Raw genomic sequence first — 26,478 nt, 5'->3', positions numbered from 1 at the left:
TAATCTCCTGGAGTGCAACGATTGCCCGACGCCTGGTGGCCATGTATGTCTGACAATGAACGCTTTCGATTCCCTTTCATTAACTACATATCACTGGTGTAGTGATACTGGAATATACACTACGATTAAAAAAATATTTTATATCCGTAACGCAAACAGATAGTAACGCTTAAAATAATTTCACAAATCAATGATTCATTGTACGCATAAAGCTAAGCGGTGTAATCTTAAAATGCCGTTTAAAAATAGCGATAAAATAGGAGGGCGTATCATAGCCACACATCGTCGCGACTTGTGAAATATTTCCAGCGCCCATACGTAATAATTTGATAGCCTGATTCATACGAGCATCCAGGTATATTTTGCTAAAACTCACCTCTTCAGCGGCCAGTTTTCGCTTCAGACTTGATACGCTCATAAACAGCTTTCCTGCCACCTCAGTCTGTGACCATTTGCGGGTGATATCGCTGATAATGATGTTATAAACTTTCTCTTTTGTCGTAATTTTTATTGCTCGTTTAAGGAAATCAAACCCACCGGACTTGCGTACAAATGCCGATATAAGATACATCAATGAGAAATATGAATAATCATGATCATCAATACTCACATTACTACAAACCCGTGGACATGCCACACCATGCAAAATAGAGTCAAAAGTATCACTCATCCCTGGCAACAAGTCCGCATGAAAAAAATGCTTTGGTTTCGTTTTTAATGATGGCTCTCGATCATTATAGTTTCTTGTACTGTCAAAAACTTTATAGAATTTTTGCATTAAGTCATAGGAAACTTCCAGTGAGGAAAAATCAATATGCCCTTCTATTTCGCTCATACTAAGCGTGATTGTTTGATCTTTTTCCAATAAAAATAAACACGGCGCAGATTGTTCGATAAACTCCCCAAATTCATTTTCAATTCGCAAACTGCCTTTATTAAGTTTAATCAATAAGCAGTTTGCGACATAATAGTCTCTTACGTCAGCTAATCCATTTATTAATGGAAATTTTTTCGGCTGTTGAAGGTGATTATTGCTAATGGCCTCAACTGATTTATTCATTGAAGGCAATACCATATTTTATCCTGTGTGCTATAAGGAACTTAAAATCGTTATATTCTTATAAAGAAATAATTAAAACTCACAGAAATGATTTAAATCCGATTTTTTTATTATCATAGCCAATAATTACATTCCAACGCGCGCTCATTTCATCATAAAAAGATACTCTTACAAACCTTATGCAAAATTTTGTAATAAAACCTTACAATATTAATATAATTCTTTCAGGATAAAACGCCTGGCAGAGACCTTAATAATCCATATATATCATTAAGATAGACACACCGGCATGGTGCATTTTCTGCATTATTTGCTGATATATACACCATACCCTATCACAAATCGCCAGCAATGGGGGTTCACCAGTCAATTGCCTCTTTGTTTTCCCCGCCCGATAAAATAATCTCCTGCATCCAGGAGGTCATTTGTGACTGCGCATTCATTGTGCCAACTAATACCCCGTTTAAAGCCTCATATAAATGGGTGCCCGATTCAACTTTTGCTAACATATTTTGTAGCATAGCCGTTTGCTGCTCAAAAGAGACAAATGCCGAATCGCCACTTTTGGGATCTTTGAAGGCATTCATCTCTTGATAAATGCTATCTTTAAGCGTTTCAGAAGAGGCTGACTCAGGAAGCGACAAAAGTCGTTGGTAGAATGCATCATAAAGATCAACGTCGCTGCCCTTGCTTAAAGGCGCGCTATCCACATTATTCAGCATAGCGGCCCTGGCACTCAACGAAACAACACTCGTCGCTTCAGTATCCGCTGTCGGGACCAAATAAGAAGTCGAAATCGTACCCGGTATCACCTTATAGCCTCCATTTTACAATGCTTGCGTTTTTGTCTTCCACTCATCAATAAGTGCGTTAATGGCGTTATCAGAAATCGTCCGACAGTCTTGTGGAAGTTCATCAAGATGATGCTTAATGACGCCTACAGCCGTTTCAACAAACTGTTCAGGTGAAAATTCAGCGATCTGATCGCCGCAACTCATGATAAAGCGCTGTTCCTGATGATATTTAAGATTAAAAGTGCCTGGCCAGTTCTCCATAAGCAACACCATCAGCTTTTGGTGATCTTTTTTCGCATTAACTGGCAGTGTTAAAAAAAGTTGCCCCTCAGGCTTAGCAAAATCTCTCAGCCACTCATCCAGTACGGTTAAAAGCGTTTCGGGATGGTCGACCGCTGCTGAAAATAAGTCGCGGGCATAAATCTGTATTTTTTCCATCCACTTCCAGGCCATTGTCTGATTATCAGTAAGATAAGCTGCAACCTGCTGTAACGCGTCTATCATTCCCTGCTCGTAACCTTCCTGGTAGGCGTACATCCGCAAGGTCTTTGCCTCTTCTTCCGCCTCTCGCAAAATACGCTTAGCCCGTTGATGCGCCTGCTGTTCTAATCTTTCAATAGAGAAATAACGTTCCAGCGTTTTACGCTTTATCAGTATCCCCTCAACAGGCGAAAGCGGGGACGGAATTGGGATATTTTTGAGCATATTGTAAGGCCAGTAGCAAAATTGACATTTCTACAGCATCCTGCTTCGATGCCTCCTCAATAAATGGAGGAAAAAGCAAAGGAAAACGCTGTGCTAAAGATTCAGGTAAAAATTCATTCAGGGCATTTAACTGTGCATACCCGACGCTAAGTAAAAACCGGTGATTCGGCGCCTTATTGCAGACAGATAAACTTATTCCCTGATGCATTGCCAAAAATGCTTGCGCCCAATCCGGCAGGCCAAGCAAGGCTCCCTGCCTTGCCAGATCGGCTCTCAGTTTATGGCAACCGAGTAAATACGCTACTTGCGGCAGTCGGCGCCACTGACGCAGCCACAGCTGCGTCAGTGAGTTTTGAATACACTCCTTTTCTCCGTTCTTAAGCCGCCATGCCGCCAGTATTAACTCATTCGCTGCCGCCCTGGCGGCGGGTCTGACAATCATTTCTGGGGCTATCTGCAACCGCTGAGGATGAATATACGACAACGGATCAAAAATGATTTTTTGCCAGATAATGGGTAATGGCTGCCTATTCATTTGACGATTTCGCCTTATCATCAGCCGTTATGCCTTTCTTATTGCGGGCATAATGGTTTTTGTAATACCAGACGCCAAAGCCTGCTGACATCGCGGATAACAAAATAATCAACACAATCCAACTGGTTGCAAAAGAATTACGTTTTACTGGTGTGCCGGGAGCCTGTAATTGGGCATCAGAACGTTCTGACAACACAACAGAAATGTTGTCATAATCCACATCGGCAAAACTATTCTTTAAGAAACGCTTGATATCGCTGATCTGATGCGCAAGCGGCGAACCTCGTTCATATACGGCTAATGCCGACAGATGAACCGGTTTTGGCGGGCGGCCATTTTCACCAGCATCAATATCATAACTAATATGGACCCTGGCGGAGAGCACGCCCTCCATCGTCTGTAATGACTGCTCCAGTCGCTGTTCAATAGCCGAATATAACCTGGCTTTTTCAGCTCGCGGAGACGATACCAGCGAATCCGCCGGGAACATCTGCGCAATTTCCACCCGTGGCCGGGGAGGAAGCTGATAGGTTTTAATCCAGTACACTGCGGCGGTAAAATCAGGCTCAGCAACGGTAATGCTATAGCCCAATTTTCCGCTATCAATTTTATTCGCCTCTATATTGTGCATTTGCAGAACGGCAATGACCTCATTAGCCTGTTCCTGGTCCAGTCCTTTTAAAAGATCCTTATCCTTACAGCCGGCAAGGGTCACTACCAGCAGAAAGGTATATAGATATCGACGAATCATGAGCGTAATAGCGTTTCAACAGCCCCGACTCCTTTACGAGTCAGGGTACTTACCATAGAAACATACAGGTTATAATCTGAAATCATCTCTTGCGAAATAGCCAGCTCTTTAGGGTCCGTCACCAGATTAGGGTCCTCAATCCTGTTGGTAATCGTCTGTTTATCCACAGCCGTGGCAATCGCCGAACCAGAAAAAGCCTGGAGTAGCCGATCATCCAGCGAGACAATGTCTGTTTCCATAGGTCTGATATTGACCGCCTGCCCTATAACGGCATTCTCAGGGACAATAGTTGCAATCGACATAATCCACCTTATAACTGATTAACGGAAGTTCTGAATAATGGCAGCATCAATATCCTTAAAGACTTTTACCGTGTTCGATTGCGCGTTACGGTACAAGTTATATTCCGAGAGCTTACTCTGATACGCCGCCAGTAGCGCCGGATCGGAGGGTTTTGCTGCTAATTTATCCAGCGCCTCTGTTACCTGCGTTTGTAGATCATCAACGCCCGTATCAAATTTTGCTGAAACTTCATCCAGATAACCTGACCAAGATGTTGGCATAATGACTTCCTTATTTGCGTTAAATTAAAGTGGACTTGGGAAATACCAATGGCCTGGGCTCATTTTGATATATCCTTCCGCCCCGTACTGAAATGAGCGCCCCTTGAGCCAGTCATCTTTTAATTCGATCGCAAACTGCACATAGCGTCCTCCCCATGTGCGGTAATAGCTATCGACAAATTGACGAGCTCTGAGTATTTCTACATCATCGAGCGCCCCCTGAATAACAAACGTTACGCCCCCCTTATGATTCCTGCGGGAATAAGGTAACGCCTGCTGTTTTAGCCCCGCTTCCGCCTGGCCTGCTGCGGTAACATCGTCCATCAACGTGATGTTAACCGAATCCGCGTAAGGCATTAGCGCTCTCAGCTTTTGACTTAACACCTCGAGCTCTTTCTTGCTCATCGTGTTTCGCTGGCGGCTTAGCCAGAAAACGGGTTTACGCGGCTCATCGAAATGAAGCCGATAATAAGCCAGCTGCGGATAATAGGTATCCAGCCAGGTAGAGATACGTTTATTTTCTTCGTTTTCGTTAATCACTCGCGCATTTTTATCATAATCGCCCCTGGCTAAAACCTGACGAGCCCACAGCGTATCTCTTTCATTTTGCGCAGCGACATAGAGCATTTTGTCCCGTCCTGGCAACACCTGAAAGCGCTCCTTCTCCTGTCCCAATAGCGAATCGAGCTCTGCGGCCTGCCGCTGCGGCGAGTTAAGTATCCATAACGTCCCCACCGTCCCAATCCCTAATATAAAAAACCCGGCCAGTGCGGCTACAATTCCGTTTTTAAAACGCGGCTCGTTCTTTTTTGCAGACGTTTCTAACTTCTCAGGCTGCTCGGGCACCCACGGCTCGCTTTCCGGGCGAATCAGGATAAGCAATTCACCGACCTGTATTGGCGTATTTAATTGCACTGAACGAGATTCGGAATTTCCTTCTTTTAGCTTATGGAGTATAATTTTGGTCGCATCCGTATCCACCTGGATTTCAAAATTTACTCCGCCATGGTCCAGCGGGATAAAAAAGCTATCGGCAGGTATATCAGGGAGTTGGCCTGAAGCAGTGAGCACATCACTCTGACCTACCACAAAGAGTGTTCGGCCTGTCAGCAATGGAAACTCACAGCCGTTCAGTGAGCTGTTAAGTAATCGAACTATGTATGGCCCAGGGCTTGTTATCGTCTTCTCTTTTGATGTTTCCATATATACTGTTAGCGATGTCTGTCGTTCTCGATAGCAGCAGAGTACCGCACAGGACACAGGGATTCCTGATGAAAATAGAATGAAAAGTGAGAAATAAAATCAATTTATTCTGTATAATGCGTCTCAACACATATTAAAAGAACCATCGTCCCCATTGGGGCTTAAACTACTGTAGATAAATTACCCAAATTTGGGTTCTTTTGGTGTAACAATCAGACCATTGCCAACACGCGCTAATAAAGAGCATTTACAACTCAGATTTTTTCAGTAGGATACCAGTAAGGAACATTAAAATAACATCAACAAAGGGATAATATGGAAAATGTAACCTTTGTAAGTAATAGTCATCAGCGTCCTGCCGCAGATAACTTACAGAAATTAAAATCACTTTTGACAAATACCCAGCAGCAAATTAAAAGTCAGGCTCAGCAGGTTACCATCAGAAATCTTTATGTAAGCAGTTTCACTTTAGTTTGCTTTCGGAGCGGTAAACTGACGATTAGCAATAATCACGATACGATTTACTGTGACGAACCTGGGATGTTGGTGCTCAAAAAAGAGCAGGTAGTTAGCGTGACGCTTGAAGAGGTCAATGGCCACATGGATTTCGATATACTCGAGATACCGACGCAACGACTTGGCGCTCTCTATGCACTTATCCCAAACGAGCAGCAAACCAAAATGGCGGTACCCACAGAGAAAGCGCAGAAAATCTTCTATACGCCTGACTTTCCTGCCAGAAGAGAGGTATTTGAACATCTGAAAACGGCGTTCTCCTGTACGAAGGATACAAGCAAAGGTTGCAGTAACTGTAACAACAAGAGTTGTATTGAAAATGAAGAGTTAATTCCTTATTTTCTGCTGTTCCTGCTTACTGCTTTTCTCCGACTCCCGGAGAGTTATGAGATCATCCTTAGCTCGGCTCAGATAACGTTAAAGGAGCGCGTTTACAACATTCTATCTTCGTCACCCAGTAGACAGTGGAAGCTTACGGATATTGCCGATCATATATTTATGAGTACGTCAACGCTCAAACGGAAACTTGCAGAAGAAGGTACCAGCTTTAGCGACATCTACTTATCGGCAAGGATGAATCAGGCAGCAAAACTTTTACGCATAGGCAACCATAATGTTAATGCTGTAGCATTAAAATGTGGTTATGATAGCACATCCTACTTCATTCAATGTTTCAAAAAATATTTTAAAACTACGCCATCGACATTCATAAAAATGGCGAACCATTAACATTTTTTGTATCTGTCACTCAAGTAAAGATTTTTATTAAAATTGTAATAATTTAAAATTCAGACTGCGCATTAACACGCTCTATCAGGATGGGAGGCTATTCAACATCATTGTTCTGTCTGGAAGACAGCTTATACTGATATCTCTGGTAATTTAAAGTAAGGCTGATTATATAAACGATTTTTGTGAACTTGTCATCGCTATGATGACTGGTAAACCGATATTGCCTTATTCACAGCGTAAGAATCCGTCCAGATGACACTATCTCCTTCCGGCTTTAACCCTTTGGATTAAGGCCGGCATTTTATTCATATTTATACATCATCCGTTCCCTCTGAGAACTATTTGCCTGAACGGTCTACACCGAAACAGTCACGCTTGTTAGCTTTCTGCCAGGCATACCTCTTCTCTTCCTACTGATATCGATATAATGCCTGGGGGCCAGCCTGAGGATGATACTGCTCATAAACCCCCTACCTTTTTGACGCTATAGCTGAAGGGAGTAAAGAAAAGGCGATATCATTATTCCGCAAAAAAACATAAAAATAAGCGCACCATTAAAAATAGTCTTTCATTTATATTTTGGCGCCTAAGCCAAATTACACTCTTAAACTTTCAACGAATGGTCATTTAGTGAAAATCTTCGAAAAAAATGGTTCTGATGGTGTAATTATCAGACCATTAACCATGAAGATATAATAAGCAGCATTTACACCCAAAAAAAATGCAGTAAGATAGCTACAAAACTAATCTCTATTGCAATGAGGTCAAGTTAAATATGTAAATATTTAGATGCCCGACGCTGACTCTCTCTGCAACAGGACATACGGCAGGGCCCATTCGATAATCACAGTCAGTTATAATAATATCATTACCAACATGTCAGTTATTTAAAGCACAGACATAAGCTAAATAATCAAATGTTAAAAACATATAAATCCGAGCCCGTAGAATATGACATTAAGCTCATAATAAAAGCTCAATCTGACCGTTAGTACTAACAGCAGAATTACTGAGACAGTAGATTCTATCCTAACGACTTGTATTAGCTATTATAACTTTTCACCCTGTAAGAGAATACACTATTATCATGCCACATTTTAATCCTGTTCCTGTATCGAATAAAAAATTCGTCTTTGATGATTTCATACTCAACATGGACGGCTCCCTGCTACGCTCAGAAAAGAAAGTCAATATTCCGCCAAAAGAATATGCCGTTCTGGTCATCCTGCTCGAAGCCGCCGGCGAGATTGTGAGTAAAAACACCTTACTGGACCAGGTATGGGGCGACGCGGAAGTTAACGAAGAATCTCTTACCCGCTGTATTTATGCCTTACGACGTATTCTGTCGGAAGATAAAGATCATCGTTACATTGAAACACTGTACGGACAGGGCTATCGGTTTAATCGTCCGGTCGTAGTGGTGTCTCCGCCAGCGCCGCAACCTACGACTCATACATTGGCGATACTTCCTTTTCAGATGCAGGATCAGGTTCAATCAGAGAGTCTGCATTACTCTATCGTGAAGGGATTATCGCAGTATGCGCCCTTTGGCCTAAGCGTGCTGCCGGTGACCATTACGAAGAACTGCCGCAGTGTTAAAGATATTCTTGAGCTTATGGATCAATTACGCCCCGATTATTATATCTCCGGGCAGATGATACCCGATGGCAATGATAATATTGTACAGATCGAGATAGTTCGGGTTAAAGGCTACCACCTGCTGCACCAGGAAAGCATTAAGTTGATAGCAAACCAACCCGCTTCTCTCTTGCAAAACAAAATCGCGAATCTTTTGCTCAGATGTATTCCCGGACTTCGCTGGGACACAAAGCAGATTAGCGAGCTAAATTCGATTGACAGTACCATGGTTTACTTACGCGGTAAGCATGAGTTAAATCAATATACTCCCTATAGCTTACAGCAAGCGCTTAAATTGCTGACTCAGTGCGTTAACATGTCGCCAAACAGCATTGCGCCTTACTGTGCGCTGGCAGAATGCTACCTCAGTATGGCGCAAATGGGGATTTTTGATAAACAAAACGCCATGATCAAAGCTAAAGAACATGCGATTAAGGCGACAGAGCTGGACCACAATAATCCACAAGCTTTAGGATTACTGGGGCTAATTAATACAATTCATTCAGAATACATCGTCGGGAGTTTGCTATTCAAACAAGCTAACTTACTTTCGCCCATCTCTGCAGATATTAAATATTATTATGGCTGGAATCTCTTCATGGCTGGCCAGTTGGAGGAGGCCTTACAAACGATTAACGAGTGTTTAAAATTGGACCCAACGCGCGCAGCCGCAGGGATCACTAAGCTGTGGATTACCTATTATCATACCGGTATTGATGATGCTATACGTTTAGGCGATGAATTACGCTCACAGCACCTGCAGGATAATCCAATATTATTAAGTATGCAGGTTATGTTTCTTTCGCTTAAAGGTAAACATGAACTGGCACGAAAATTAACTAAAGAAATATCCACGCAGGAAATAACAGGGCTTATTGCTGTTAATCTTCTTTATGCTGAATACTGTCAGAATAGTGAGCGTGCCTTACCAACGATAAGAGAATTTCTGGAAAGTGAACAGCGTATTGATAATAATCCAGGATTATTACCGTTAGTGCTGATTGCCCACGGCGAAGCTATTGCCGAGAAAATGTGGAATAAATTTAAAAACGAAGATAATATTTGGTTCAAAAGATGGAAACAGGATCCCCGCTTGATTAAATTACGGTAAAATCTGAGAGAGGAGATATGTATTATTTTTTTATCATCGTAATCTGGTTGCTTAACATAAATACGGCATGGGCTGATTGCTGGCTTCAGGCTGAAAAAATGTTCAATATTGAATCCGAACTACTTTACGCTATCGCCCAGCAGGAATCGGCGATGAAACCAGGCGCCATTGGTCATAACCGAGATGGTTCAACCGATCTTGGCCTGATGCAAATTAACAGCTTCCATATGAAAAGGCTGAAAAAAATGGGGATTAGTGAAAAACAGTTGTTACAGGACCCCTGCATTTCTGTCATTGTTGGCGCATCCATTTTATCAGATATGATGAAAATCTACGGTTATAGCTGGGAGGCCGTTGGCGCTTATAATGCCGGGACGTCGCCGAAACGATCGGATATAAGGAAACGTTATGCTAAAAAAATTTGGGAGAATTACAGAAAATTAAAAGGGATGTCAGCAGAAGAGAAAAACAAAAGACTTTCTATCGCGGTAAACAAATAATGAGACAGGAATAGCTTACTTTCAGATAGTTCTAAAAGTAAGCTATATTTTTATCAGCTTGCCGTCGTCATAAGCAACTGGGCTTGCATTGCTTTTAATTGTACAAACTGTGAGGCGTCTTCCAGCATTCTATTGTTCCGTGAATTCCGGAAATCTGCACGTACCTGCTCCAGATTACTATGAGGATTATCCTTAAGTACAAGGGCCGCCGCCATCGTTCCGGTTCTTCCCACTCCGCCCAGACAATGAATCATCGGTAAATGCTTATCTGATGAACTACGCCCCGGCGCGCCATTTTGGTTGCTATTTTTCACCTTATCCGCAAGGTATTTTAACTGAGCAATAGACGGTAACGGCTGGTGATCTGGCCAATTTTTCACATGCAATACCGGGATTGTATACTGCTTTTCACCACAGGACAGTTGCATATTGTATTGGTCTATCGCTTCTCCCTGACTGGCTGAGCTCACTTTTTGGCTGTTGGTATGCACCTCGCCAAAGGTGTAGCTCCCTCTGAAATAGGCTGGTAATTGTTTTGCCTGCATCTGATCTTCCGGCGTTAACACCACCAGGCATGAGCATTCTTTTTCAAGAAGCATTTTCATATGCGCTTCCAGCGCATCCGGCGTATTTTTAGGGTACGAACCGGCTAATGCCACAGGCTTACCATCAAAAGTTAACGCATTCACTGGCACAGGCATTCCATCGCTCAGTTTCACCTGGGTTTGCTGATTAATTGGAATGCTGCTGACCGCAAACCGTGCCAGGCCCAGTGTCGGTCCGCTCATCGTCTGTGGCATTGACGCGCCGGCTTCTATTTTCTCAAGTTCAGCTGTAACGTTTTTCAGTTCTTTAGCAATAACGTGCATTTTTTTTACAGCCTGGGTTAATTCATGAGTAGAGGCTTTATCAATCCACCTCTCAACCTCTCCCCCACAGGTTCCCCATTGTGAGAACCGGGCTACACCTACCTGAATATTTGTTAACGTTACAGCATAATCATTAAGTTGTTTAGCCTCTGGAATTTTATTTAAATTCTGTAAATTCGTCATTAATGAACGCAGCGGGCCGTTACCTGAAGCCATCTCCTGGAAGTTTTCTCGCAGGCTATTTCCATCCATTTGTTCCAGCTGCGGTAATGTTCTTTTAAGTCCCTTTAGCGCGATATCGAGTAAAGGTTGCTTCCTTTCTGCACCAACATCGTTATTTTGTTCTGTCGCTTTTGTATCGCCGCCTTTTATGACTAAAGCGGCATTCATGACTCCAACATTATCCTTGCTCTTAATAAGGTTTATAAATCCTTCGTCAGCAGCTTTTACACACTCCGTGATCTGCACTGCTAAACGTTGGGTAAGGGGTTTGTTCATATTTATACGGGTCATTAACAGTGCGTCATTAACTGCTGTTTCCCCATATTTTTCCGTTAGTGCCTGGAGAAATGTCTGTAAAATCTTTTGATCCTGTACTCTGATATTTTCCGTATGTTTTTGCACCACTTCAGTGTTTTTAAATAACGGCATTTTTCCAAGCCAGGTTAATACTTTTGACGAAAATTTTTCAGGCGCAACATATGCCTTATCAGTATTTTCCTTAGCAATATAAAGTCGGGCATCATTCGACACACCAACTTTTGAAAACGAAGACAACGTTAAATTATTCAATTTTCTCTCCTCATACTTTAGCATATTCCTGCAGTATGTTTTTGAGCGCTTCCTGCTGATTCACAAATGACTCAAGCTGCGATATAATATGGTAAGTATTTGTCAGATCGGTAATTGCATGTATAAACAACAACGTCTCTGCGGCATCAATATACGCTAACGTACCTTCATTATTCGCAGCCAGTTCACCATTAATCACCATAATCTGCCGCCAGATAGAATCGCCACAAAAAGGCGATAACGGTATAATCATACCGTTCAATAACCAGATATCATCTTTAGCTTCAATAGACGTAAAAATATCGCTATCGAGTAGTAATAAGCACTGATTGTTGTCGTCAAAAGTGAGTGGTAAACCTAATTTTTCACCAATATTAGCGATAATATCCTGGTGTGTTTGCAATTTACTTTCCTCTTGAATAATATCTTTTATAATATTATTTCTTCAACTTTAATCTGGTTACATGATGTTTTGATGCTTTTTTGCGCCCATCGCCGGGCGCAATATTTCTCTCCTTTAATCCAGTAGAATAGCCATTCACTACGCGTCGGAACACATATCAGCAGCTCCTTCGGATCATTTTCAACATGACGTAACTTGCCTTTAATAACAAAACGCGAACTGTCAGCAATATCATCATATATTGCAGCCATATCTGAACCTGGTACTACATGTGTGATGATTTTCATAACAATTAATCTTGTTCAATTGTTGTCGAGCGAGAGAAAAATACTACACCCTGGACTCAAGACTTTTTTTAACAACACGGCATATATCCGCAAAGGTCGTCATATCCGGAAGATCGTTTTCATTACAACTAATGTCAAACTCCTCACTAAGACCAAATACAATATCAATTAAATCCAATGAGTCAGCGTAAAGATCCTCAACCAGATGGGTCTGACCATTGATACTATCAACATCAACGGCAATACAGGAGGTGATCACTTTTTTGACTCTTGCTTCAATATCCATATTCATCGTATCTTTTCCAATTAATTAACGCTGCATGTGCAAGCCATCAACGGTAGTAATAACCGGGTTATACGAGTATGACTCTGAAACCTGGTTCTCACGCCAGCTGGTATTGCCGAGAATACTATCCAGTACGCTACTTAGTAAATAGTCGGTATCCTCTTTTAGTTTTGTCAAACCCGCTTCTCTGACAAACCGTTGCGCAACCTCAGCCAATTTCCCTTTTTGTGGATGCTGATTAATGACCCCTTTAAGCTTATCAATGTCCTTTTTCAATTCCTGGTTATTGTTAATCTCGCTGCATTGCGCTTTCAATGTAGCACTCTTTATAGAGTCATTGGGTAATATTTTCGCACGCAACTCGTCAAACTTCACGCGTGATGAAAACGGTGTGGAGGTATCCGGCTCCAGAGCTTTACGTACTACCCCCAAAAATGTGTCACGAGCGTTAAAACTCACTGAACGCATACTCATATTACTCGGAATTGCTGAGAGGAAACTATTTTGCTTAAACTTAAGACCGGGATATTCGTCAGCGCTATCTATCTGGCTATTATCATTATCAATCGTATCCGCTTTATTACCTGTAATTACCGAGTTTTCTGCCTGCAACGTATTAATTTTATTCTGCTCGCCGCCAACGAATTGGCTGGTAAGCGGCTTATCACCCACAATTTCTGTCGTCTGCTTGTGCTCTTTACTACCATTAACGCTATGCACCGTATTCTGTATCGGTTTATCGATAATGACCTTGCTGGTTACGCCATCGACTTTATCAAAAGAGCTCCTTTCTCCCGTAGTGCCCTTTTCAGACGTGACCACCTTTCCATCTTTACTTTCGGATGAAGCGTTAGTCACAGCCTCTGCCGTCGCATGAGCCGCGACGTCAATTTTACCTGCGATGCCATGGTCAATTGCCCCTGTGCTGGCGCTGTGTGCCGTCTCCGTTTGATGCGTAGTCGAATCCACACGCGAATGACTATGACTTACGTTGCTGCTGTTAGTCGAATGGTTTGACTCGTCATGGCGTTGGCTGTTATCAATAAATGTTCGGCTATTATCAATCGACTTCCGGCTATTATCATGGTTGCTATTATCGATATGGCGCTGGCTATTATCGACATGGCTTCGGCTATTGTTAATATGCTTACTGTTATCCACGCTACGGTTACTGCTATCAATATTAATATTGATATTAATACCCGCAGGTTCTGCTTTTTTCCCACCATCTGGTACCGGTCCAGCCGCAGGTTCCGGGATTTTAGGGTCGGGCAGCCTTTCTGCCGGAATTTGCGTAAAGACATTACGTAGCAACAGGGGTATCAACGCTTTCAGCTCAAGGTGCCTTGCTTCCTTTCCTAAGCTGACACCCTGTTCTTGCGTTAATTTTTGATGGCACATCTCCAGCGCATCAACGGCTTTCGCCGCCGCTCTGTCAATAAGCTGTGTAAGATTGCTGCGGGTTAACGGATCTAACGTACAGCCAAATTGATGTTCAATACAGCTGGCAACATACGGTATCACTTCCTGCATAACAAAATTCGTCGATAATTTACCTAAATCGCCGCCAGTATTATCTGTGATAATGCTTAACAATTTCTGGTTCAGGGTCTTAAGCTTTGCTTCCGCTTTCTCTGTTGCTGGTATCCACGGTCCAAAAGCCGATTTTTCTTTCAGACCATCTTTCACTATCTGTGCAGTATATTCTTCCCCCACCTTGATCAGTAGGTCTGTCGCCGCCGGCGAGTCACTGGTGGCACTCAGCGCTGTACGAAAAAGCCCCGCAAACTCCGTTACCGCCCTCCTGGCAGCAACGTTATCTGAATTGGTGAAAATCGCCTTTAACGCTTCAGCGTCCTCCCCACATTTGAATAACGTCTCCAGACTCGCATTTTTGACCAGCGCCGGAAAATCTTCCGCTTTAGGGCCTTTAATGTCCCCTAAAGGAGAAGTAAGAGCGCTTTCTCTGATTCCTGAGATATTCGCCGCAAGCTTCGTCGCTTGCATTTTCACCTCATTTTGCATACCCGCCATCGTGACCGGAGACTGAGGTCTTACACTTGTTAACATTATTAATATCCTCTTCTGTTATCCTTGCAGGAAGCTTTTGGCGGTTTCCAGGCTGCTACTTATCGTACTGCTCAGCACTTTTACCAGGTTGTCGTACAATGAATTGGCATTGCTATATTTTTGCGTCAGCGTCTGTAATGTGGTTTTCAGATTTTCTTCCTGCGCTTTAAAACCCGACTGCCAGGCTTGATATTTGGCGTTATCCATTTCGAGTTTTGAATCTTTTCCCGGCGCGCCTAAGCCACCAATATCCTGAACCATTTTTTGTAATGGCGTCAGATCAACGGTGACGACATAACCGGATCCATAAGATTTCAGGCAGCTATTCGGTAAATTCAATTCACTGAGCCACTGTCTCGCTTCCGCTTCAGTGGCTACTTTAACGCCGCTGCCTGACTGCGTTGGAAATAAAACAGTATTACTGTTTATTTGATTATATTTACTGACTAAACTGTTTAAATCATTTTTGAGTGAGGTAACATCTAGCTTAACGGTATTACCGTCCTTACCTGGTAATAACCAGCCTCCCATTTTGGAAAGAATATCACTGAAGGCCTGATAAAAATCGGTATAGACTGCGACAACGTTTTCATAAACGCCCAGATAGCTGTCACCTATCGCCGATATATTTTGGGAAACCATATCCCAAATCTCAGCATCAGAAATGGTTGTTCTCGGCTGCGCCATAGGCGAAGCGCTAAATAAGGCCGACGTCGGCGCAGAAAACGCGCTCCGCAGGTTCTCATTTTGTTCTGCGGATAATGACACGCCAGACTTCGCCAGCGCATTCAGGCTGCTGGTCAACTGTTGGCGCGCCAGCGTGCGCTCGTCATTATTCTCTTCAGAGATCGGTGGCGTTGACTGCAGCGTCTGCTGTGCCTGCTGGATTTTAGTAGCCGCCTGCGATAATGAAATGATCTCTGTACCGCGATGTTCTGTGGTAGACGGTACCACGGCAGTCTCGACGTGCTCGCTCGCCGAGGGAGTCTGCGGCCGTTCGGCAACAATCCCCGGATGAGGAGAAGCGGAATAATTTTGAATATTAAGCATAATATCCCCAGTTCGCCATCAGGAGCGCGATTAAATCACACCCCTGATGGCGTATAGATGACCTTTCAGATTAAGCGCGAATATTGCCTGCGATAGCAGCGAGTGCGGATGCTTTCGACTGGTTAATGCTCTCCATTGTTTTCAGCATTTCCTGAATCAGGCTGGTCGATTTACGTGAACTTTCACGGGCTTCGTCCGATGCGGTGCTGGCAACCCGGTTGTTCACCTGGCTAATTTGCTGCTCGGAACGTTCCTGAGTAGCGGCGTACTGCCCGGACGCCCCTGCAATACCACCGACCGTGACTGAGTTCTTCATAATCAGATCGCCCGTCATCTGCATCTTGCGCGCATCGATTCGAGTCATATCCATGGTATTCTGCTCAAGACGAATATCGGATTCGACAGACTCAAGACGTTTCGACAGAATAGCCTGATGTTCAGGGGAGATTTGTTTATTACTGTCTTTAATACCCAGACTTTCCGTGGCGCTGGTTCCGGCATTAGATTTAAGCGTCGCATCATTAAGATTTTTCGTCGCATCGGTACCGGTTTTCTTCATATTTAACGATTTCAGAGAATCGACGCCTTCAGCACCGAGTTTGACGCTATTCTGCCCGTTCAGCACGTTTTTAATACTGTGGCTTTCGGTGGTCAGTTTATCGATCTTCGCGGCATTATGTTTAAGCGCGCCTCTTTCATTCTGCAGCCCCTTATATTCCAGTTTTGCGCCCACGCCAGTGATCCCCAACTGAAGCGCGCTCTGGGAAATACTACCGGACAACGCATTCATCCCTTCGCGCATCATGGAGCTTGCCGTCGTTTTAGCTGCATCAAAACTGACTAATGACAACTTACCAGACAGTTTGCTATCAGCCTGGTTCAACGTCAGCATTAACGTATTCGCGGCAGCCAACAGCGCAACGGCACTGGAAGACATCCCGCTAATATCAAAAAACTTTCCGACTTCTGCCTGCTGCTCGCGTAACTGGGTTTGCACAACCTCATTCGCTTTAGTCGTGACATTATTTGCCAGGGCATTCAAATCCTGATTCATGTCGGTATTTTGAATACTGGCTTTTAAAAAGGACGTGATCGTTCCGGGGGTTTGCGTTAATACCCCTGGCGCAGGCGCGCTCAGTGTAGGACTCAACCCCAGGTCACTGACTTTACTGCTGCTAATACCAATACTATTCAGAATATCTTTAGCGCTAACGGATTGCGAAGCTGTCTGTGAACTATTCTCAACAGAATGATTATTTAAATAAGCGGCGGGATTTATTCCCACATTACTAATTAACATATTTTTCTCCCTTTATTTTGGCAGTTTTTATGCGCGACTCTGGCGCAGAATAAAACGCGAAGCATCCGCATTTTGCTGTACCGCAGAAGACATGACTTTTTGTAGTTCCGCCGTTACCTTCTGGTTTTCACCAAATATTTCTACGGATTGTTTAAGCCACTGCTGAATCTGATCCATGGCAAAACGGGCGAGCATAAAATCAGCAAGCGCCTCGCTGGCATTTTTAATAAATACGCCCTCGGCAACACCACCGGCTGACTGGGCTGCGGTATTCGTGACTTCCATGCCCAACGCCACTTTATTTAGGGTATTACCTACCAGCTCTTTACTTAAGGTATTCGTTTGCAGGCCCATCTTGCTACCCACATTACCCAGACCGCTAGTAATACGTTGCATCCCCTGGGTAAAGAGTTTGCTGCCGTTTTGCGCCATCTGTTTCAGCACGTTAGGCACCAACTTCTTAATCGTTTCGCCCATCATTTTGCTCAACGCGTTACCCAGTTTCGCCGCTGCGCCTTTCCCGACAACTGCGACCACCACAATGACCGCCACCATCGCAATGGCTGCAACAATCGCGCCAACAATGCTACCGGCCATCTCCGCCGTTTTCTTATCGACGCCTAATCCTTCCAGCGCTTTGGTAATCGCCTTGCCAATCAGCTCCATTAACGGCTTCAGCACATGCTCCATAATGGGATTCAGCGCTTGCTGGATAAACGACACCCCCGTCGTCGCCTTCACAATCTCGTCGGCGACCATAACCGCAAGCCCTACTGCAGCCAGCGCCAGACTCGCCCCGCCGGTAAAAATAGCGCCAACCACGCTGACAATGGTCAACAACGCGCCGAGGACTTTCCCAACACATCCCATAATGCGGTTCGTTTCCTCGGCTTTGCGCGTCTCTTCCTGGAATTCAGCCGATTTCTTTTCCATCTCCGCCTGACGGCCTTCCTGCAAGGAGCTGAAAAGCGCAAGATCGTTTTGCAGGCTTTCTTCCGTATTTTTGCCCACAATCTCAATAAACATGGCCATGAGCATAGTGAGGCGGGCGACATTTGACAGATTATCCTGCTCACCCTGGGAAACCTGATTCTGAGGGGCGGCATTAGCCATTCCCTGGAATTTGGTCAGAATGTTATCCGCTTTCTCGGCTTTCGCTTTGGCGTCTGTGCCTGCTTTAACCGTCGCATCCGTGGCCTTATCTAATGCCTCTTTCGCCTCTGTCGCTTCTTTTCCGGCCTGTTCTACCGCGGCTTCAGCTTGTGCATAGCCGGGGTCAGCCGGGTCCAGCGATTGCAATTTATTTTGCGCCTGCGTCAGTTTTTTGGCCGCAGCGTCATAAACACTCTTGGCGGTATCCGTTTTTTTGATACTGGCTTCATAGAGATCCGTCGCCTCCTGAGCCTCTCCCAGAGCCGTCTGAAACTCCTTCGATACCTGAACCCCCATCTCTTTTTGTGACTCAATCATCGCCTGCCATACCGCCAGACGAGACTCCAGTTGAGACAGCGAAACATCGCCCAGTAGCGTCATTAACTTGCCAAGCAGTAACGTCAATTGCCCTTCGCTGGAGAGTTTTTCACGGGCGGCGTCCGTAGGCGGCTTCAGACCCACCGTATTAATAGTACTCTCGCCGGACTTTGTTCCGGCTTTAAGGTCGCCCGCTTTCGTTGCCACCACATCTTTAAAAGCTTTATCCGCCGCTTTTAAAAAGTCCGTGTTCTTACGAACGCCTTCAAAAGCCGCCTCAGCGAGACGCGGATTTTGGGTATATCCGCTACGGCTAATGCTACTTGCGTCATTTACCATAATTATTCCTTTTCTTGTTCACTGTGCTGCTCTGTCTCCGCCGTTTTTAGCGCCTCCAGATAGACCAACGCTTTTGCCCGCAGAGACTCATCTTCAGTACGTTCATTGACAAGTTCAAAACACTGCCTGGCTTTTGCCGCCTTACGCATTAATAATTGACACTGCCCGGTAAAAAAAACGGGGCGATAATCATTTTTAAGTAACGTAAACGCTACTGCATAAAGGTCACATGCTTTCTGAAATTGTTTTTTCAGTTGGCATACCGCCGCCAGTCCCATGGTGTAATCGGGATTGTAAAAATCATAAATGCATAAGAAACGAAAGAATGTCTCAGCTTCATCCAGTCGTCCCTGGTTATAAAACTCATAAGCATGAGCATATAAACCGTCCATCATATCTTGAGGGATCCCGTGAACGTCTTTTAGCGTGGCGCCTTCACTAACGGCATCCCAAATCATTTCCGCAACACGTTCTTCGCTGACATTATTTTGATAATCCATTACTTACTCCTGTTATCTGTCACCGACTTTGTAGAACTTAACGACTGCGTTTATCTGATGCAGTTATTAAACCCCGACGGTGGTTAGTGAACATTCAAAAAACGCCCAATGAATACATCGCTACTGCTTTACGCGGCTCAATGTCGTACTTCATTTTCTTGTGGCTGAATAACGTCTTTGCCCGCGTTTTCTACCTCTTCCAGCCAAACCAGAAGACGTAAAACCTCATCAATTTCTTCCAGACTCACCAGATCATAACGGCGATGGGTTTTGAAAAGACTGCGCGCCAGTTTGATATCGACGATCACAGGTACGCCAACCTTCTCCGCATAGGCGCGGACGGCCAGTGCGCGCTGATTCGTTTCATACACCGAGATCATCGGAATCGGCATCAGTTCAGGTTTAAAATAAATCCCGATCGTAATATGCGTGGGGTTGGCAACAATCAGGCGTGAGTTTTCAATATCGGATTTCACCTGTTCAGACAGAATTTCCATATGAACTTCACGTCTTTTAGATTTAACCTCTGGGTTCCCTTCCTGCTCCTTCATTTCACGCTTCACTTCTTCCTTATCCATTTTCATATCTTTCATGGTCAGGAAATATTCCGCAATAGCATCCAATAATAAGACAATCAATGCACAAGCAAGGCAAGTTAATACCAGCGCGAGGAGAAGTTCACGCCAAATGACGGCAATACCCACAACATTGCCATTTAATTGAGAAAAGATTTCAACCTTATATTTCTTCCAACAAATGATGGCGGCCACCACAAAGGATGAGAGATACAGTAAGGTTTTGACCGTATCTTTAACCGTTCTCATACTAAAAAGTTTTTTTGCACCTTCTACCGGGTTTAACGCCGATAAATTAGGTTTTAATGCTTCTGTCGCCAGCACGAAACCGGCCTGTAATAACGCCGGTAATGCGGAACACACTAAGCAGAGCAGCATAAATGGAATCAGATATTTTAACCCTATCCCAAAAACGGCCAAACTGTAGTCAGCCATGCTCTGATCAAAATTATCCGCAATAATGATCTTAATTATCCCCATAAACTCATTAAATGAGCCATACGACACCAGATAGGCAATTCCTCCCAGCGTCAGGCAGGCGATAATGAGATCTTTACTTTTAAATGACTGGCCTTTTTTAGCGGAGTCTTCCAGCCGTTTTTTAGTCGGTTTTTCTGTTTTATTCGAGGACATGCGTCGCCCCTCGCTCGTAAAACCAACTGCTTAATCCTGTGGCCTGGAAAGAGAGTCGCAGTACATTGTCCGGTAGTACCGGAGAGAAATAAAGCAGCATAATTAAAACAGCAATACCGCTTTTTACCGTCAGTGAAATCGCAAAGGCGTTCATTTGCGGAGCAAAGCGCGACAATAAACCCAGGAATACTTCTGACAGCAACAGCACTAATACCACCGGACTGGCCAGAACCAACGCGTTTTGAGCCACCTGATTAATAAACGTTAATAGCGGCGGTAATGAAGGCGTGCACTCGTTCATCGGATCGCATAGCTGATAGCTTTTATTTAACACGTCAACCATCGTGACCAGACCGCCGTTTTGTAAATAAATGACAGCGGCAAACATATTCAGGAAATTAGCCATTTCCGAGGTATCAATGCCATTTGCCGGATCGATACTGCTACTTAGCGTTGCCCCTCGCTGGTTATCGATAATACAACCCAGCGCATGCATAACCCAAAAAGGCCATGACAGCAGACAGCCCAGCATGACGCCAACCGCCGCTTCTTGCAGAACTAACGGAATCATCGCCACCGATAAAAACGGCGGCGCCTCGTTCAATGCATGCGGCCATACTCCCAATGCCACCAGGATGATAATGGCGTTTCTCGGCGCGCCGCTTAATACCCCGCTATTCAAAAACGGCAGAAAGAAAAAAATCGGCGCCACGCGAGCAAACCCTAGTGCTGCAGACGCAACCAGGTGATGAATTTCAAAGTACAACGCGTAAAGCATTTTTTACCCCTTAGCCAACGCCAGGAATATCACCTGACGCCCGTAAGAGAGTAAAACTTCGCCATACCAGCCAGACAGTAAAAACAAGCACAAACACACGCCAAGTAATTTAATGCCAAAAGGCAGCGTCTGTTCCTGTAATTGCGTTACCGTCTGGAATAACCCTACCAGGAGGCCGATAATCGTTGCGACAATCGTCGGCCACCCTGACAGGATTAAAACAAGATAGAGCGCCTTATTACCTGCAAACACTAAATCATCCATTTAACTATCCCGTCTCGTAATGATGTCATGTTGCAATGTCCATATACTGTAATATCAATCCCTTAGACAGTAAGGTCCAGCCATCAAGCGCGACAAAAAGCACCAGCTTAATAGGCGTAGATATCGTCACCGGACTCATCATCATCATCCCCAGCGCCAGTAGCACGCTGGATACCACCAGGTCGACGACGACAAAGGGCAAATAGAGATAAAAACCAATTTTAAACGCGCTTTTTATTTCACTCAGCGCATAAGCAGGTAATAACGCAAATATTGAAGGTTTTTCAATTTCATCTTTGTCACGCTTTACCGTCTCGGTCTCTTCTCCATACTGACGCTTCAGTTGCGCGTTTTCAAAAAACTGAACTAACTCGCGATCTGAATATTTGATCAGATAATCGCGATAGCCATCCAGACCTTCATCAACGTGTTTACTTAATGACGAAATATCATTAAAGGTGACATCTTCGTCCTCAAAATAGACGTAGGCATCATGCATTATTGGCCACATAACAAACATAGAAAGCAGCAATGCGACGCCGTTAAGCGTCATATTTGAAGGTATCTGCTGCAATCCCAGGGCGTTACGCACCATGACAAATACAATAGAAAATTTAACGAAACAGGTTCCTGACGCAATAATAAATGGCAACAGGGTGGAAAATGCCAGTAAGGCAATTAATGAGATATCATTCCCCATTACCAGACTCGCTCAGCCATTCATGGATCTCAACGCCTAAGGTGTCATTCATCTGTACCAGTTCGCCATTACCCAGCAAAACACCATTCGCCATAATTTCAACGTTAAGTTCAGCATTGGTCGGCAGTGATAATAGCTGCTGCTGCCCCATGGCTTCGAGTTCGGCGAGGGTAGCGTTCTTACGATACAAAACAAATTCCAGTTTGACGGGCAATTGGTTCAAGCCAGGCAGAGTTTCTGCAGTTTCAGTTGTATTATTTTCTTCTTCGATATGTTGAATATCTAACGTTTCCACAATAATTCCCCCTTCAACACGGTTGAAATGACCTAACTTTTTCGCGTAGCAATAAACTTCCGCACGGGAAGTACGAATCAGAAGTACATCTCCGATCCCGATTCGGCCCAGCAACGAACGCTGCGTATCACTGCTACCGATTACAAAGCGCAACGGCCAACGCAGCATTTTCGGCCTGCCGCCCCCGACTGCAGGCAGTTCAGGAAGATATTCAAACCACAGGCCGCCCCGATCGCTCATAATGTGCAACAATTTCCCTTCCGGCAGCGCGCTTCCCGGCACGGGGTTCTCTACGCATAAACGCCGACAGGACAAATGCGGCACGGGCAACTCAAACGGTCGCTCTGTTGCAGCAAGCCAGGGAACGACCAGGTGCTCAGCACCGGCAGAAACCGCCGCCCCCGCCAGAGCGGGAGAGACATGCTCAAGCCAGTCCCCAGGTTTAATCCAGGCCGACCACCGTTTTTCTGCATCGCTCAACCTAACCCACATTCCCTGTCGCGTCGGATATTCCAGCGTAGCTTCCTGGCCATGGCGCTGGCATTCTGTCGCGGTTTGCGCCAATAGCCATTCGCGACGATCAATCTGTCTCACACGCAATGACATCAGGCGTCATCCTCCTCGCCAGATTGCTGTCTGTGCTGTTGCTGCTGCGGATTTTGTTGATCGTCTCGCGTCAGGTGCCAGCGCTGGGGATTACCGTTTTGCCATTGATCATGCAAACGATGTTCAACCTGCGTATTTGACGGTATTAACGAAAACTCCCCTGCTTGCCGCGCCTGAATATTGACGGAATAGTCATTTCCCCAGCGCTGAAAACGGTAAGTCAGCGAGCTATCCTCCCCTTTCACGCCATCGGCAGTGGGAAAAATAGTCATCAGCGGCTTTGATTGCGCCGCTAAAGGCATTTTTTCATCGCCGCCGGTTAATTGGCTAAGATCGGCGATAGTGGTTGGTTGCAGCGGAAGCTGAGAAACATCTTTAACCTTTTTATGATCTTTATCGTCAGGCTTACCGGTATTGGCTGCGGCCATTCGGGCAGGTGCGACATCCCGCGCCAGCGGCGCGCCCTCTTTACGAACGCCTTCGCCCGCGATGGCTTTATTATCCCCAGGCAATGCCTTGATATTATCGTCAGAGATTCCCGTGGCGTTATCGGCTACTTCACTAACGGATTCCACGGCTTTTAAATCAGCAGATAATTTTTTACCGCTTACGCTTTCTAACGGCCTATTTTTAGACGATAGCAACGCTGCGGATTTATCTACTTTGGCCTCCGCAGAGATCAAACCGACAGATTTTTCAGCAGTGACTTTCAACAGTTTTTCAGCAATCCTGAGTTCGCCTTTTCCGTTATGATGCAGACCAGAAACGTTGCCATTGTGATTTTCTGATTTCGCTGGCGCGCCATGTCGCCATGCCGCCAGCAATACCGGTAAAGCCGTTTCTTTATGCATTACGAAAGCATCGCCATAGTCGCGATCTTTTTTATGATCGGAATATTCTGTCTTATGTTTTTCCACCGCTTTTTTTAATGCTTCTGATAAACCGCCAACCTCATCCTGCTGCGGCAGTAAAATGTTCCCGGATGAACTGACAGCTGACACATCGCCCATTAAATTATCTCCTCTGACTCGGCCTCTTCCTGCTGTATCTCTCGCTGGATATAGTGTCTTTTCTGACGGATTATCCAGCGTTGATAGTTCCCTTCTTTGCGCAACCAATATTTACTTTTTTTCTGAAACTCTTCCCTTTTCTTTTCCAGCTCGCTCCGTTTTTCCTGAATTTGTATAATCTGGAGTTCTAAATCTTTTATCTGCCGGCGAACAATAGACTGCTTACGTAATAACGTATAAATTTCCTCACGACTGAGCTGTCTGTTTTCTGCACGCAGCGTATCTAATAACAATTTCAGACCCGCTATTTGTTCAAGGATCGCCACCTCCTCGGCCTGCAGCCCGCGGTCCTCATCCTGATAGCGAAGTAATATCGACTCACACTGTGAATGAAATACCGTACAGCGCCGCTGCAATACTTTAATTCTGGTCAGCGAATGCATTCATACCGCTCAACGTGTCATCAAAGGATGAATATTGCGCTACCGGCTGGCATAACCAGGCTTTCAGGCTATCCCGCATCTGCATCGCCCGATCGTTATCGATATTTTCGCCAGGACGATATTCTCCCAAGTCAATGAAAAGCTGGAGCTCTTCCAGACGCGTCATTAATTTACGCACGGCAGATGCCTGTTCAGCATGTGTCGGCGTCGTGACTTGCCCAAAAACGCGGCTTACGCTTTTCAGTACATCGATTGCCGGGTAATGTCCCTGCCCGGCCAGCTTTCTGCTCAGATACAGGTGACCGTCAAGGATAGAGCGAATTTCATCCGCCATCGGGTCCGCCTCTTCCTCGCTTTCCAGCAGTACCGTATAAAAGGCAGTAATGCTTCCCTCGCTGGTCGCCCCGGGGCGTTCCAGCAAGCGGGGCAAATTATCGAAGACGGAGGCGGGATAACCTCGACGGGCCGGACGCTCTCCCGACGCCAGTGCCACATCTCGCAAAGCACGCGCATAACGGGTCATGGAATCGATAAAAAGCACGACCCGTTTTCCCTGGTCGCGAAAATATTCCGCTACGGTTGTCGCCAGTTGCGCCGCATTGCAGCGATCGACCGAGGGGAAATCGGAAGTGGCAAAAACCAGCACGCATTTTTCTTTCTTATGCGAAGCGCGCAACATATCCACGAATTCAGTGACCTCGCGGCCTCGTTCACCGATAAGACCGATAACAAAGACATCCGCCTCCGTTTGCTCGATCAGCATATGCATCAGCATGGTCTTACCGCATCCTGCGGAGGCAAAAATGCCCATTCGCTGGCCTACGCCACAGGTCAATAACCCGTCAATCGCGCGCACACCGGTAATCAGCGGTTCACGGACGCCAACGCGCGAAGCGTAAGAAGGCGGTGCGACATCAATAACGCGTTCTTCGCTAATCGGCGCCACTTCAGGGGTAAAACGCTCAACGATTTTCCCCGTCGGATCCAACACCGCGCCTAATACCGAGTATCCCACCCACGCCGATAACGCACGTCCAGTAGGATAAAGCACGACATCGCGGCTCAGCCCCTGGGCATTGCCGATAAGGCTCAGCACGGTGCGTTCCCGCTGTAAGCCAACCACCTGCGCACGTGCAACAACCTGTTTTTGGTGCCAGCCACGGCGTATTTCACACAGTTCGCCAATGGCTACATCGCGCAATTCCGCCTCAATAATTGGGCCGGTTATTTTTTGTGGGTAGGCCAGATATTGCAGTAAACGAGGTGTTTTCATCTCATTAGCGACCGACTAAAAACTTCCAGATAGTTGTAAAACCCATTCAAGGCATTAGAGAACTTTTCACCGTCAGATAAAAAATCCGGATGCACTAAGGCTTTAAGCGTTAGCTCCCCATTCTGTTCCCCCAGTAGTAATTGCCCACCGCGGACAAACTGGCATCCTTCCATTATGGTCATTACGATTTCATAAGCCCGCTGTTGTAATACCACCATGCTGTCAGCACCCAATTGCGCCCAGATCCATACATCATCGTCCTTGACGCTGATACAGATACTTGGCAATGCAAATAAATCCAGAACAATTGTTGAATGGCTATCTATTCCTCCGATGAGTGAAGGATCGCAACCACTTACTTCCAGTGCGGAACGAACTAATTCAGCGATATCCAAATGTTGCATAGATCTTTTCCTTAATTAAGCCC

Annotated in this window: 29 protein-coding genes; 3 read left to right on the top strand and 26 right to left on the bottom strand. The window is 45.1% G+C overall.

What is annotated here, in order from left to right:
• Window positions 1–187: 187 nt before the first annotated feature.
• The 8 genes from hilC to prgH all read right to left on the bottom strand — a co-directional run bounded on the left by hilC (window position 188) and on the right by prgH (window position 5,611).
• Window positions 188–1,075 (bottom strand): invasion transcriptional regulator HilC, encoded by an 888-nt coding sequence (gene hilC, locus ACLD4K_RS09125; protein ID WP_097363372.1) that lies wholly within the window; start codon window positions 1,073–1,075, stop codon window positions 188–190.
• A 344-nt stretch (window positions 1,076–1,419) separates the two neighbouring features.
• Complete coding sequence (locus ACLD4K_RS09120; RefSeq protein ID WP_411011733.1) at window positions 1,420–1,872, bottom strand: type III secretion system effector protein OrgC; 453 nt, start codon at window positions 1,870–1,872, stop codon at window positions 1,420–1,422.
• A 15-nt stretch (window positions 1,873–1,887) separates the two neighbouring features.
• Window positions 1,888–2,559, bottom strand: a complete 672-nt coding sequence (gene orgB, locus ACLD4K_RS09115) for a type III secretion system linker protein OrgB (RefSeq protein ID WP_183060240.1) — start codon at window positions 2,557–2,559, stop codon at window positions 1,888–1,890.
• A complete protein-coding gene (gene orgA, locus ACLD4K_RS09110; protein WP_411011732.1) occupies window positions 2,516–3,115 on the bottom strand; it encodes an oxygen-regulated invasion protein OrgA in 600 nt (199 codons plus the stop codon). Before orgA ends, orgB begins: the two co-directional genes overlap by 44 nt.
• Complete coding sequence (gene prgK, locus ACLD4K_RS09105) at window positions 3,087–3,845, bottom strand: type III secretion system inner membrane ring lipoprotein PrgK (protein ID WP_183060238.1); 759 nt, start codon at window positions 3,843–3,845, stop codon at window positions 3,087–3,089. The genes orgA and prgK overlap by 29 nt, the downstream gene beginning before the upstream one ends.
• Complete coding sequence (gene prgJ / locus ACLD4K_RS09100) at window positions 3,842–4,147, bottom strand: type III secretion system inner rod protein PrgJ (protein WP_000020427.1); 306 nt, start codon at window positions 4,145–4,147, stop codon at window positions 3,842–3,844. The genes prgK and prgJ overlap by 4 nt, the downstream gene beginning before the upstream one ends.
• 18 nt (window positions 4,148–4,165) lie before the next feature.
• Complete coding sequence (gene prgI, locus ACLD4K_RS09095; protein ID WP_001143300.1) at window positions 4,166–4,408, bottom strand: type III secretion system needle filament protein PrgI; 243 nt, start codon at window positions 4,406–4,408, stop codon at window positions 4,166–4,168.
• Between the two features lie 24 nt (window positions 4,409–4,432).
• Window positions 4,433–5,611: a type III secretion system inner membrane ring protein PrgH gene (gene prgH, locus ACLD4K_RS09090; RefSeq protein ID WP_411011731.1), complete on the bottom strand. Its 1,179-nt coding sequence runs from the start codon at window positions 5,609–5,611 to the stop codon at window positions 4,433–4,435.
• Between the two features lie 315 nt (window positions 5,612–5,926).
• On the opposite strand from prgH, the gene hilD reads away from it, so the two are divergent.
• The 3 genes from hilD to iagB all read left to right on the top strand — a co-directional run bounded on the left by hilD (window position 5,927) and on the right by iagB (window position 10,108).
• Window positions 5,927–6,856 carry a transcriptional regulator HilD gene (gene hilD, locus ACLD4K_RS09085; RefSeq protein ID WP_183060234.1) on the top strand — a complete coding sequence of 310 codons (930 nt, stop codon included), beginning with the start codon at window positions 5,927–5,929 and terminating at the stop codon, window positions 6,854–6,856.
• A gap of 1,090 nt (window positions 6,857–7,946) precedes the next feature.
• The gene (hilA, locus tag ACLD4K_RS09080) at window positions 7,947–9,608 is read left to right on the top strand and encodes a transcriptional regulator HilA (protein WP_411011730.1); all 1,662 of its coding nucleotides are present in this window, start codon (window positions 7,947–7,949) and stop codon (window positions 9,606–9,608) included.
• Between the two features lie 17 nt (window positions 9,609–9,625).
• Complete coding sequence (gene iagB, locus ACLD4K_RS09075) at window positions 9,626–10,108, top strand: SPI-1 type III secretion system invasion protein IagB (RefSeq protein ID WP_411011729.1); 483 nt, start codon at window positions 9,626–9,628, stop codon at window positions 10,106–10,108.
• 53 nt (window positions 10,109–10,161) lie between these two features.
• Here the strand turns inward: iagB and sptP are convergent, their stop codons facing one another.
• The 18 genes from sptP to spaK form a co-directional block, all read right to left on the bottom strand.
• The gene (gene sptP / locus ACLD4K_RS09070; protein ID WP_411011728.1) at window positions 10,162–11,793 is read right to left on the bottom strand and encodes an SPI-1 type III secretion system effector GTPase-activating protein SptP; all 1,632 of its coding nucleotides are present in this window, start codon (window positions 11,791–11,793) and stop codon (window positions 10,162–10,164) included.
• Window positions 11,780–12,172: a chaperone SicP gene (sicP, locus tag ACLD4K_RS09065; RefSeq protein WP_183058843.1), complete on the bottom strand. Its 393-nt coding sequence runs from the start codon at window positions 12,170–12,172 to the stop codon at window positions 11,780–11,782. The genes sptP and sicP overlap by 14 nt, the downstream gene beginning before the upstream one ends.
• Before the next feature lie 26 nt (window positions 12,173–12,198).
• Complete coding sequence (locus ACLD4K_RS09060) at window positions 12,199–12,459, bottom strand: hypothetical protein (protein ID WP_183058842.1); 261 nt, start codon at window positions 12,457–12,459, stop codon at window positions 12,199–12,201.
• Between the two features lie 43 nt (window positions 12,460–12,502).
• Window positions 12,503–12,751 carry an acyl carrier protein gene (locus ACLD4K_RS09055; RefSeq protein ID WP_001055579.1) on the bottom strand — a complete coding sequence of 83 codons (249 nt, stop codon included), beginning with the start codon at window positions 12,749–12,751 and terminating at the stop codon, window positions 12,503–12,505.
• 18 nt (window positions 12,752–12,769) lie between these two features.
• The gene (gene sipA / locus ACLD4K_RS09050) at window positions 12,770–14,815 is read right to left on the bottom strand and encodes an SPI-1 type III secretion system effector SipA (RefSeq protein ID WP_411011727.1); all 2,046 of its coding nucleotides are present in this window, start codon (window positions 14,813–14,815) and stop codon (window positions 12,770–12,772) included.
• A gap of 18 nt (window positions 14,816–14,833) precedes the next feature.
• Window positions 14,834–15,865 (bottom strand): SPI-1 type III secretion system needle tip complex protein SipD, encoded by a 1,032-nt coding sequence (sipD, locus tag ACLD4K_RS09045; protein WP_411011726.1) that lies wholly within the window; start codon window positions 15,863–15,865, stop codon window positions 14,834–14,836.
• A 70-nt stretch (window positions 15,866–15,935) separates the two neighbouring features.
• Window positions 15,936–17,165, bottom strand: a complete 1,230-nt coding sequence (sipC, locus tag ACLD4K_RS09040; RefSeq protein ID WP_000909019.1) for an SPI-1 type III secretion system needle tip complex protein SipC — start codon at window positions 17,163–17,165, stop codon at window positions 15,936–15,938.
• Between the two features lie 27 nt (window positions 17,166–17,192).
• Entirely contained in the window at window positions 17,193–18,974 is a 1,782-nt protein-coding gene (sipB, locus tag ACLD4K_RS09035) for an SPI-1 type III secretion system needle tip complex protein SipB (protein ID WP_411011725.1), read from the bottom strand.
• Window positions 18,975–18,976: 2 nt separating this feature from the next.
• On the bottom strand, window positions 18,977–19,474 hold the full coding sequence (gene sicA / locus ACLD4K_RS09030; protein WP_000386309.1) for a SycD/LcrH family type III secretion system chaperone SicA: 498 nt from the start codon (window positions 19,472–19,474) through the stop codon (window positions 18,977–18,979).
• A 137-nt stretch (window positions 19,475–19,611) separates the two neighbouring features.
• A complete protein-coding gene (gene spaS / locus ACLD4K_RS09025) occupies window positions 19,612–20,682 on the bottom strand; it encodes an SPI-1 type III secretion system export apparatus protein SpaS (protein WP_080087148.1) in 1,071 nt (356 codons plus the stop codon).
• Window positions 20,669–21,460 (bottom strand): SPI-1 type III secretion system export apparatus protein SpaR, encoded by a 792-nt coding sequence (spaR, locus tag ACLD4K_RS09020; protein ID WP_183058836.1) that lies wholly within the window; start codon window positions 21,458–21,460, stop codon window positions 20,669–20,671. Before spaR ends, spaS begins: the two co-directional genes overlap by 14 nt.
• A gap of 3 nt (window positions 21,461–21,463) precedes the next feature.
• Complete coding sequence (gene spaQ, locus ACLD4K_RS09015) at window positions 21,464–21,724, bottom strand: SPI-1 type III secretion system export apparatus protein SpaQ (RefSeq protein ID WP_000342503.1); 261 nt, start codon at window positions 21,722–21,724, stop codon at window positions 21,464–21,466.
• Window positions 21,725–21,749: 25 nt separating this feature from the next.
• Complete coding sequence (spaP, locus tag ACLD4K_RS09010; RefSeq protein WP_000526016.1) at window positions 21,750–22,424, bottom strand: SPI-1 type III secretion system export apparatus protein SpaP; 675 nt, start codon at window positions 22,422–22,424, stop codon at window positions 21,750–21,752.
• Window positions 22,414–23,325, bottom strand: coding sequence for an SPI-1 type III secretion system protein SpaO (gene spaO, locus ACLD4K_RS09005; protein ID WP_411011724.1), 912 nt, complete (start codon window positions 23,323–23,325; stop codon window positions 22,414–22,416). Before spaO ends, spaP begins: the two co-directional genes overlap by 11 nt.
• Window positions 23,325–24,335, bottom strand: a complete 1,011-nt coding sequence (gene spaN, locus ACLD4K_RS09000) for an SPI-1 type III secretion system protein SpaN (protein WP_411011723.1) — start codon at window positions 24,333–24,335, stop codon at window positions 23,325–23,327. The genes spaO and spaN overlap by 1 nt, the downstream gene beginning before the upstream one ends.
• On the bottom strand, window positions 24,335–24,778 hold the full coding sequence (gene spaM / locus ACLD4K_RS08995) for an SPI-1 type III secretion system protein SpaM (protein WP_411011722.1): 444 nt from the start codon (window positions 24,776–24,778) through the stop codon (window positions 24,335–24,337). Before spaM ends, spaN begins: the two co-directional genes overlap by 1 nt.
• Window positions 24,756–26,051, bottom strand: coding sequence for a SctN family type III secretion system ATPase InvC (gene invC / locus ACLD4K_RS08990; RefSeq protein WP_000856766.1), 1,296 nt, complete (start codon window positions 26,049–26,051; stop codon window positions 24,756–24,758). The genes spaM and invC overlap by 23 nt, the downstream gene beginning before the upstream one ends.
• Window positions 26,048–26,455 (bottom strand): SPI-1 type III secretion system chaperone SpaK, encoded by a 408-nt coding sequence (spaK, locus tag ACLD4K_RS08985; RefSeq protein WP_001164070.1) that lies wholly within the window; start codon window positions 26,453–26,455, stop codon window positions 26,048–26,050. Before spaK ends, invC begins: the two co-directional genes overlap by 4 nt.
• Between the last annotated feature and the right edge of the window lie 23 nt (window positions 26,456–26,478).

Source organism: Salmonella sp. 741265055_HSA, assembly GCF_046569525.1.
GTDB classification, from domain to species: domain Bacteria; phylum Pseudomonadota; class Gammaproteobacteria; order Enterobacterales; family Enterobacteriaceae; genus Salmonella; species Salmonella enterica.
This window is presented reverse-complemented; position numbering and strand designations above follow the sequence as displayed.

What these genes read in the sequence shown, in the direction of transcription:
- hilC (WP_097363372.1), bottom strand. Translation starts at nt 1,075, where the DNA reads ATGGTATTGCCTTCAATGAATAAATCAGTTGAGGCCATTAGCAATAAT.
- orgB (WP_183060240.1), bottom strand. Translation starts at nt 2,559, where the DNA reads ATGCTCAAAAATATCCCAATTCCGTCCCCGCTTTCGCCTGTTGAGGGG.
- orgA (WP_411011732.1), bottom strand. Translation starts at nt 3,115, where the DNA reads ATGATAAGGCGAAATCGTCAAATGAATAGGCAGCCATTACCCATTATC.
- prgK (WP_183060238.1), bottom strand. Translation starts at nt 3,845, where the DNA reads ATGATTCGTCGATATCTATATACCTTTCTGCTGGTAGTGACCCTTGCC.
- prgJ (WP_000020427.1), bottom strand. Translation starts at nt 4,147, where the DNA reads ATGTCGATTGCAACTATTGTCCCTGAGAATGCCGTTATAGGGCAGGCG.
- prgI (WP_001143300.1), bottom strand. Translation starts at nt 4,408, where the DNA reads ATGCCAACATCTTGGTCAGGTTATCTGGATGAAGTTTCAGCAAAATTT.
- prgH (WP_411011731.1), bottom strand. Translation starts at nt 5,611, where the DNA reads ATGGAAACATCAAAAGAGAAGACGATAACAAGCCCTGGGCCATACATA.
- hilD (WP_183060234.1), top strand. Translation starts at nt 5,927, where the DNA reads ATGGAAAATGTAACCTTTGTAAGTAATAGTCATCAGCGTCCTGCCGCA.
- hilA (WP_411011730.1), top strand. Translation starts at nt 7,947, where the DNA reads ATGCCACATTTTAATCCTGTTCCTGTATCGAATAAAAAATTCGTCTTT.
- iagB (WP_411011729.1), top strand. Translation starts at nt 9,626, where the DNA reads ATGTATTATTTTTTTATCATCGTAATCTGGTTGCTTAACATAAATACG.
- sptP (WP_411011728.1), bottom strand. Translation starts at nt 11,793, where the DNA reads ATGCTAAAGTATGAGGAGAGAAAATTGAATAATTTAACGTTGTCTTCG.
- ACLD4K_RS09060 (WP_183058842.1), bottom strand. Translation starts at nt 12,459, where the DNA reads ATGAAAATCATCACACATGTAGTACCAGGTTCAGATATGGCTGCAATA.
- ACLD4K_RS09055 (WP_001055579.1), bottom strand. Translation starts at nt 12,751, where the DNA reads ATGAATATGGATATTGAAGCAAGAGTCAAAAAAGTGATCACCTCCTGT.
- sipA (WP_411011727.1), bottom strand. Translation starts at nt 14,815, where the DNA reads ATGTTAACAAGTGTAAGACCTCAGTCTCCGGTCACGATGGCGGGTATG.
- sipD (WP_411011726.1), bottom strand. Translation starts at nt 15,865, where the DNA reads ATGCTTAATATTCAAAATTATTCCGCTTCTCCTCATCCGGGGATTGTT.
- sipC (WP_000909019.1), bottom strand. Translation starts at nt 17,165, where the DNA reads ATGTTAATTAGTAATGTGGGAATAAATCCCGCCGCTTATTTAAATAAT.
- sipB (WP_411011725.1), bottom strand. Translation starts at nt 18,974, where the DNA reads ATGGTAAATGACGCAAGTAGCATTAGCCGTAGCGGATATACCCAAAAT.
- sicA (WP_000386309.1), bottom strand. Translation starts at nt 19,474, where the DNA reads ATGGATTATCAAAATAATGTCAGCGAAGAACGTGTTGCGGAAATGATT.
- spaS (WP_080087148.1), bottom strand. Translation starts at nt 20,682, where the DNA reads ATGTCCTCGAATAAAACAGAAAAACCGACTAAAAAACGGCTGGAAGAC.
- spaR (WP_183058836.1), bottom strand. Translation starts at nt 21,460, where the DNA reads ATGCTTTACGCGTTGTACTTTGAAATTCATCACCTGGTTGCGTCTGCA.
- spaQ (WP_000342503.1), bottom strand. Translation starts at nt 21,724, where the DNA reads ATGGATGATTTAGTGTTTGCAGGTAATAAGGCGCTCTATCTTGTTTTA.
- spaP (WP_000526016.1), bottom strand. Translation starts at nt 22,424, where the DNA reads ATGGGGAATGATATCTCATTAATTGCCTTACTGGCATTTTCCACCCTG.
- spaO (WP_411011724.1), bottom strand. Translation starts at nt 23,325, where the DNA reads ATGTCATTGCGTGTGAGACAGATTGATCGTCGCGAATGGCTATTGGCG.
- spaN (WP_411011723.1), bottom strand. Translation starts at nt 24,335, where the DNA reads ATGGGCGATGTGTCAGCTGTCAGTTCATCCGGGAACATTTTACTGCCG.
- spaM (WP_411011722.1), bottom strand. Translation starts at nt 24,778, where the DNA reads ATGCATTCGCTGACCAGAATTAAAGTATTGCAGCGGCGCTGTACGGTA.
- invC (WP_000856766.1), bottom strand. Translation starts at nt 26,051, where the DNA reads ATGAAAACACCTCGTTTACTGCAATATCTGGCCTACCCACAAAAAATA.
- spaK (WP_001164070.1), bottom strand. Translation starts at nt 26,455, where the DNA reads ATGCAACATTTGGATATCGCTGAATTAGTTCGTTCCGCACTGGAAGTA.